Origin of the sequence: Pseudomonas syringae group sp. J248-6, assembly GCF_032586995.1 — a bacterium.
In the GTDB taxonomy this organism is placed as follows: domain Bacteria; phylum Pseudomonadota; class Gammaproteobacteria; order Pseudomonadales; family Pseudomonadaceae; genus Aquipseudomonas; species Aquipseudomonas amygdali.
Map to the genome: position 1 here is coordinate 100,046 of NZ_JAWHOP010000007.1, position 6,798 is coordinate 106,843.

The following is a 6,798-nucleotide window of genomic DNA, read 5'->3' on the forward strand; positions in this document are numbered from 1 at the left end:
CTTCCCAGCCTGTCGGGCGTTGTTCTGTTGGATTTTTCCTGGGGCATTTCATGGAAAAGCAAATCGTCGCACCCAAGCAAAAGCTCTCTCTGAGCGATCCGAAAGTGCGCGCGTGGTTATTTCAGATCATCACTGTCGTGGCGGTGATCGCGTTGGGCTGGTTCATCTTCGACAATACCCAGACCAACTTGCAACACCGTGGTATTACCTCGGGTTTCGGTTTTCTTGAGAACAGTGCCGGTTTCGGTATTGCTCAACACCTGATCGACTACAGCGAAGCGGACAGTTATGCCCGCGTATTCGTCATCGGCTTGCTGAATACCTTGCTGGTGTCGGTCATCGGTATTGTCCTGGCGACCTTGCTGGGCTTTGTCATTGGTGTCGCTCGCTTGTCTCCGAACTGGATGATCAGCAAGCTGGCAACTGTTTATGTCGAAGTCTTCCGCAACATTCCGCCACTGCTGCAGATCCTCTTCTGGTACACCGCCGTATTCCTCACGCTGCCTGGTCCGCGTCAGGCGCATGGTTATCTGGACATGTTCTTCGTCAGCAGCCGCGGGCTCAATATGCCCAGAGCGTTGCCGGCCGAAGGTGCATGGGCGTTCCTGATCAGCATCGTGGTTGCCGTGATTGCGATCGTGATGATGGTGCGCTGGGCCAACAAGCGCTTCGAAGCCACTGGTCAGCCGTTTCACAAGTTCTGGGTCGGTCTGGCGTTGTTGCTGGTGATCCCGGGCCTGAGCATGCTGGTCTTCGGCAGCCCGGTGCATTGGGAACTGCCGCAACTGAAGGGCTTCAACTTCACCGGTGGCTGGGTGCTGATCCCGGAACTGATCTCCCTGACCCTGGCACTGACCATCTACACGGCGGCGTTCATCGCTGAAATCGTGCGTTCGGGCATCAAGTCGGTCAGTCACGGTCAGACCGAAGCTGCCCGCTCGCTGGGGCTGCGCCCCGGGCCGACGCTGCGCAAGGTCATCATTCCGCAGGCGCTGCGAGTGATCATTCCACCGTTGACCAGTCAGTTCCTGAACCTGGCGAAGAACTCTTCGCTGGCAGCAGCCATCGGTTATCCGGAAATGGTTTCCCTGTTCGCCGGTACGGTGCTCAACCAGACCGGACAGGCCATTGAAGTCATTGCCATCACCATGAGTGTGTACCTGGCGATCAGTATCAGCATTTCCCTGCTGATGAACTGGTACAACAAGCGCATTGCGCTGATCGAGCGGTGAGGAAACGCGCATGACGACTCATACTTTCAAACCTGATATGCCACCACCGGGCAAAGTGTTCGGCCCGATGGCGTGGATGCGGCAGAACCTGTTCTCCAGCTGGATCAACACCCTGCTGACCCTGTTCTCGCTCTACCTGATCTATCTGGTCGTTCCGCCGATCATCAGTTGGGCTCTGCTGGACGCCAACTGGGTCGGCACGACCAAGGAAGACTGCACCAAGGCGGGCGCCTGCTGGGTGTTCATCGAGCAGCGCTTCGGCCAGTTCATGTACGGCTACTTCCCCAATGAGCTGCGCTGGCGGGTCGACCTGACCGCCGTCCTGGCGATTGTCGGTGCTGCGCCGCTGTTCATCTCGAAGTTTCAGCGCAAGGCTGTCTACGGTATTGCCTTTCTGGTGATTTACCCGATTGTCGCCTTCTACCTGCTGCACGGCGGTGCTTTTGGTCTGACCAACGTACCGACCAGCCAGTGGGGCGGCCTGATGCTGACCCTGGTGATTGCCACCGTGGGTATCGTCGGTGCCTTGCCGCTGGGTATTTTGCTGGCGCTCGGCCGTCGCTCCAACATGCCGGCTGTGCGTGTGGTGTGCGTCACGTTCATCGAGTTCTGGCGCGGCGTGCCGCTGATCACCGTGCTGTTCATGTCGTCGGTGATGCTGCCGCTGTTCATGCCCGAAGGGATGAACTTCGACAAACTGCTACGGGCGCTGATCGGCGTGATTCTGTTCCAGTCGGCGTACATCGCCGAAGTGGTACGCGGCGGCATGCAGGCCATCCCCAAGGGCCAGTACGAAGCATCCGCGGCCATGGGCCTGGGTTACTGGCGCAGCATGGGGCTGGTGATTTTGCCGCAGGCGTTGAAGATGGTCATTCCCGGCATCGTCAACACCTTCATTGCCTTGTTCAAAGACACCAGTCTGGTGATCATTATCGGCCTGTTCGACCTGCTCAACAGCGTCAAGCAAGCCACCGCCGACCCGGCATGGCTGGGTATGGCCACTGAAGGCTATGTCTTCGCGGCCCTGGTGTTCTGGATCTTCTGTTTCGGTATGTCCCGCTATTCCATGCATTTGGAACGTAAGCTGGACACAGGCCACAAGCGTTAGGAGTTTTGTGATGAGTGAAGTTATCAATAAGCCTCTGGGCGCTGAAGGCATGATCCGCATGGAGGGCGTCCACAAGTGGTACGGCCAGTTCCATGTACTCAAGGACATCAACCTGAACGTGCGTCAGGGCGAACGTATCGTGCTGTGCGGCCCATCGGGCTCGGGCAAATCGACCACCATTCGTTGCCTCAACCGTCTGGAAGAGCACCAGCAGGGTCGTATCATCGTTGATGGCACCGAACTGACTTCCGACTTGAAGCAGATCGAGACCATCCGCCGTGAAGTCGGCATGGTGTTTCAGCATTTCAACCTGTTCCCGCACCTGACCATTCTGCAGAACTGCACGCTGGCACCGATGTGGGTACGCAACATGCCGAAAAAGAAAGCCGAAGAAATCGCCATGCATTATCTGGAGCGTGTGCGTATTCCGGAGCAGGCCCACAAGTTTCCGGGTCAGCTTTCCGGTGGTCAGCAGCAGCGTGTAGCGATTGCCCGTGCCTTGTGCATGAAGCCGAAAATCATGCTGTTCGATGAGCCGACTTCGGCGCTTGACCCGGAAATGGTCAAGGAAGTGCTCGACACCATGGTTGGCCTGGCAGAAGAAGGCATGACCATGCTGTGCGTGACTCACGAGATGGGCTTTGCCCGCACCGTGGCGAACCGGGTGATCTTCATGGACAAAGGCGAAATCGTCGAACAGGCCGCGCCGAACGACTTCTTCGACAACCCGCAAAGCGATCGTACCAAGCTGTTCCTCAGTCAGATCATTCACTGAGTCAGTAGCTGCTCCACGGAAAACCGGGCCAAGCGCCCGGTTTTTTTTCGCCTGCATTTGCCATGCATCTTGTATGCAATTCTGGCTGAACCTTGTATTCGCGATGATTCTCCAACAGGATACCGCCCCCCTGAAAAGGGTCGACATACCTGATTACCGAGAAACCGATGACTGCCAAGGCTCAATCCAGCCCCCAACCGATTACCGATCAAGCCCATCCTGTTCTGAAGCGCCCCTGGCTATTGCTGCTGGGGCTGGTGCTGGTCGCCCTCAACCTGCGCCCCGCGTTATCCAGCGTTGCGCCGTTGCTTAACGAGGTGTCCGCAAGCCTTGGGATGTCGGCTGCCGAAGCGGGTTTGCTGACCACCTTGCCGGTTTTGTGTCTGGGCCTGTTCGCGCCATTGGCACCGATTCTTGCCCGGCGTTTTGGCAGTGAGCGGGTGGTTTTGGTGGTCCTCCTGACTCTGGCGTCGGGGTTGGCAGTACGCAGCCTGTTCGGCGAAGTCGGCCTGTTTACTGGCAGCCTGCTGGCGGGCGCGAGCATCGGGATCATCGGCGTATTGTTGCCCGGTATCGTCAAGCGCGATTTCCCGCACAAGGCCGGGGCGATGACCGGTGTCTACACCATGGCGCTGTGCCTGGGCGCTGCGATTGCAGCCGGTTCGACGGTGCCGCTGAGCCAGTACGTCGGCGACAGCTGGCAAATAGGTCTGGGTTTCTGGCTGGTCCCGGCTTTGATTGCGGCGCTGTTCTGGTTCCCACAGGCGCGTGAAATGCATGGTTCACACCGTGATGTCTATCGGGTGCGCGGCCTGCTGCGTGACCCGCTGGCGTGGCAGGTCACGCTGTACATGGGCCTGCAATCGTCGCTGTCGTACATTGTCTTCGGCTGGTTGCCGTCGATCCTCATCGGTCGCGGCCTGACGCCGACCCAGGCCGGTCTGCTGCTGTCCGGCTCGATCATCGCGCAAGTCATCAGCGCCCTGGCGGTGCCGTATCTGGCCACACGCGGCAAGGATCAGCGTCTGGCGATCATGCTGGTCATGTCGCTCACCCTGACCGGCCTGTTCGGTTGCCTGTACGCGCCACTCGGCGGGCTGTGGGGCTGGGCCATTCTGCTGGGGATCGGGCAGGGCGGCACGTTCAGTCTGGCGCTGGCCTTGATCGTCCTGCGCTCGCGTGACTCACATGTCGCCGCCAACCTGTCGAGCATGGCGCAAGGCTTTGGCTACACCATCGCCTCGACCGGGCCATTTGCCGTGGGCGTGGTTCACGACATGACCGGTAGCTGGAACGCGATTGGCTGGATCTTCGCAGTGCTGGGGCTGGGTGCCATCATCGCGGGCATGGGTGCCGGTCGGGCGCTGCAGGTGCAGGTGAACAGCGAGAAGGTATAAGGCCATCAATCTCTCGCCATTTTTCTCCGCGCCGCTTATCGTGCACGCATAATTCGCCAAGGGATTTGCATGCATGAGCTACGAAGAACAAAGCCAGGCCAACAGTGCTCTGATCACTCGCTTTTACGAAGCGTTCGCTCAACTCGATGCAGAGGCGATGAGCGCTTGTTACACCGAGGACGTGCTGTTCAGCGACCCGGCATTTGGTGAATTGCGTGGCGCTCAGGTCGGCGACATGTGGCGCATGCTGACTTCCCGGGCGAAAAATTTCTCGGTGGTCTTCGATCAGGTGCGTGCCGATGACCGCGCGGGCACTGCGCATTGGGTGGCGACCTATCTGTTCAGTCAGACCGGGCGCACGGTGGTCAACGATATTCAGGCCCGTTTCATGTTTCGTGATGGGAAGATCTGCGAGCATCACGATCACTTCGATATGTGGCGCTGGTCGCGTCAGGCACTGGGTTTGAAAGGCCTGCTGCTGGGCTGGACGCCTTTGGTACGCAATGCCGTCAGGGCTCAGGCGCTCAAGGGCCTGAAGACCTTTTCAGAGAATCGCCGTGCCTGAGGTTGCCAGCACCGCGAGTGCGCCGACTTCCGAACAGGCGGTCGGCAAACCCTGGTTTGTCTATCTGGTGCGCGCTGCCAACGGCTCGCTGTACTGTGGCATCAGTGATGATCCGCAGCGCCGATTCGCTATGCACAAGAGCGGCAAGGGCGCGCGCTTTTTCTCTTCCAGCCCGGCAATGGCGCTGGTCTACGTCGAACAGTGGCCCAGCAAGGGTGAGGCGTTGCGTCAGGAGCGGCTGATCAAGAAACTCAGAAAAAGCGCCAAAGAGGCACTGGCAGCCAGTTACGCCTGACCCCCGATCCATGAGCGTGATGTCGTGCCATCAGCTTGAGTCTGTGGGCGGGCAGGGTACTGCGGGTTAAGCTGTGTGCTTCCCGAGTGCGCAGAGGCTGAACATGTCCGAGTTGATTCTTCACCATTACCCCACGTCACTGTTTGCCGAAAAAGCCCGCCTGATGCTGGGTTTCAAAGGCCTCACATGGCGCTCGGTGACTATCCCGTCGATCATGCCCAAGCCCGACCTGACCGCGCTGACAGGCGGTTATCGCAGGACGCCCGTGTTGCAGGCTGGCGCAGATATCTACTGTGACACGGCATTGATGGCACGCCGCCTTGAGCAGGAAAAGGCTTCGCCAGCGTTTTATCCGCAAGGTCAGGAGTTTTCGGTTGCCGGTCTGGCCGCCTGGGCGGATTCGGTGCTGTTCCTGCATGCCGTGAGCCTGGTGTTTCAGCCTGAATCTATGGCTGTACGATTTGCCAAAGTGCCGCCAGACGCTGCCAAGGCGTTCATTGCTGACCGTTCCACGCTGTTCAACGGTGGTACGGCTTCACGCCCGCCTGTCGAGCAGGTCAAGCATCAATGGCCCACGCTGATGTCACGCCTGGAGTTGCAGTTGTCGCGCGGTGGTGATTTTCTGTTTGGCGTACCCTCGATTGCCGATTTTTCGGTTGCCCATACGCTGTGGTTTCTCAAGCAAACGCCAGTGACTGCGCCCTTTGTCGATGATTATCCGGGTGTCAGTGCCTGGCTTGATCGCGTTCTGGGGTTTGGGCATGGCACGTTCAGCGACCTGAGTTCGGCTGATGCCATTGAAGTCGCCAGAAATGCAACGCCTGCGCCACTGCCCGACGAAGTCTTTGTTGATCCGAATGGCTTCAAGGCGGGCGACGAGGTCGCTGTCTCGGCAGTCGACTATGGCGTCGAGGCGGTTGAGGGTGAACTGATCTTTACCGGGCGCGAAGAGTTGATCCTGCGCCGCGAAGATGAACGCGCTGGCGTCGTGCATGTGCACTTCCCGAGAATGGGATTCCGGGTCGAGAAGCGCTGAAGGTTACGAAGCTCTGTGTTGCATGCCGTAATCTCGATTATCGTGCGACGCTCTGCGTCGCATGCCGTTCTGGACGCTCTGCGTCCTCTCTTGAGTGTGCAATGCGGCACAGATCTGTGACGCGGAGCGTCACCCAAGGCATTCCCACGCTGGAGCGTGAGGAACGATAATCTCGACTATCGTGCGGAGCCACGCCGACATGCCGTAATCTCGATTATCGTGCGACGCTCTGCGTCGCATGCCGTTCTGGACGCTCTGCGTCCTCTCTTGAGTGTGCAATGCGGCACAGATCTGTGACGCGGAGCGTCACCCAAGGCATTCCCACGCTGGAGCGTGAGGAACGATAATCTCGACTATCGTGCGGAGCCACGCCGACATGCCGTAATCTCG

Annotated in this window: 7 protein-coding genes; all 7 read left to right on the plus strand. The window is 58.9% G+C overall.

Translation table 11 applies throughout. The features are described 5' to 3' along the window. Positions 1 to 50: 50 nt before the first annotated feature. Positions 51 to 1,232, plus strand: coding sequence for an amino acid ABC transporter permease (locus tag RYC17_RS11870; RefSeq protein ID WP_002552269.1), 1,182 nt, complete (start codon positions 51 to 53; stop codon positions 1,230 to 1,232). Between the two features lie 10 nt (positions 1,233 to 1,242). Further along, a complete protein-coding gene (locus RYC17_RS11875) occupies positions 1,243 to 2,340 on the plus strand; it encodes an amino acid ABC transporter permease (RefSeq protein ID WP_058400626.1) in 1,098 nt (365 codons plus the stop codon). Positions 2,341 to 2,350: 10 nt separating this feature from the next. Continuing rightward, a complete protein-coding gene (locus RYC17_RS11880; protein ID WP_003365366.1) occupies positions 2,351 to 3,115 on the plus strand; it encodes an amino acid ABC transporter ATP-binding protein in 765 nt (254 codons plus the stop codon). A gap of 167 nt (positions 3,116 to 3,282) precedes the next feature. Then, positions 3,283 to 4,512 carry a CynX/NimT family MFS transporter gene (locus RYC17_RS11885; RefSeq protein WP_316903163.1) on the plus strand — a complete coding sequence of 410 codons (1,230 nt, stop codon included), beginning with the start codon at positions 3,283 to 3,285 and terminating at the stop codon, positions 4,510 to 4,512. A gap of 73 nt (positions 4,513 to 4,585) precedes the next feature. After that, entirely contained in the window at positions 4,586 to 5,077 is a 492-nt protein-coding gene (locus RYC17_RS11890) for a nuclear transport factor 2 family protein (RefSeq protein WP_316903166.1), read from the plus strand. After that, positions 5,070 to 5,372 carry a GIY-YIG nuclease family protein gene (locus RYC17_RS11895; protein WP_058409298.1) on the plus strand — a complete coding sequence of 101 codons (303 nt, stop codon included), beginning with the start codon at positions 5,070 to 5,072 and terminating at the stop codon, positions 5,370 to 5,372. The genes RYC17_RS11890 and RYC17_RS11895 overlap by 8 nt, the downstream gene beginning before the upstream one ends. Before the next feature lie 103 nt (positions 5,373 to 5,475). Then, positions 5,476 to 6,408, plus strand: coding sequence for a glutathione S-transferase family protein (locus RYC17_RS11900; RefSeq protein WP_058409297.1), 933 nt, complete (start codon positions 5,476 to 5,478; stop codon positions 6,406 to 6,408). The last annotated feature ends 390 nt before the right edge of the window (positions 6,409 to 6,798 follow it).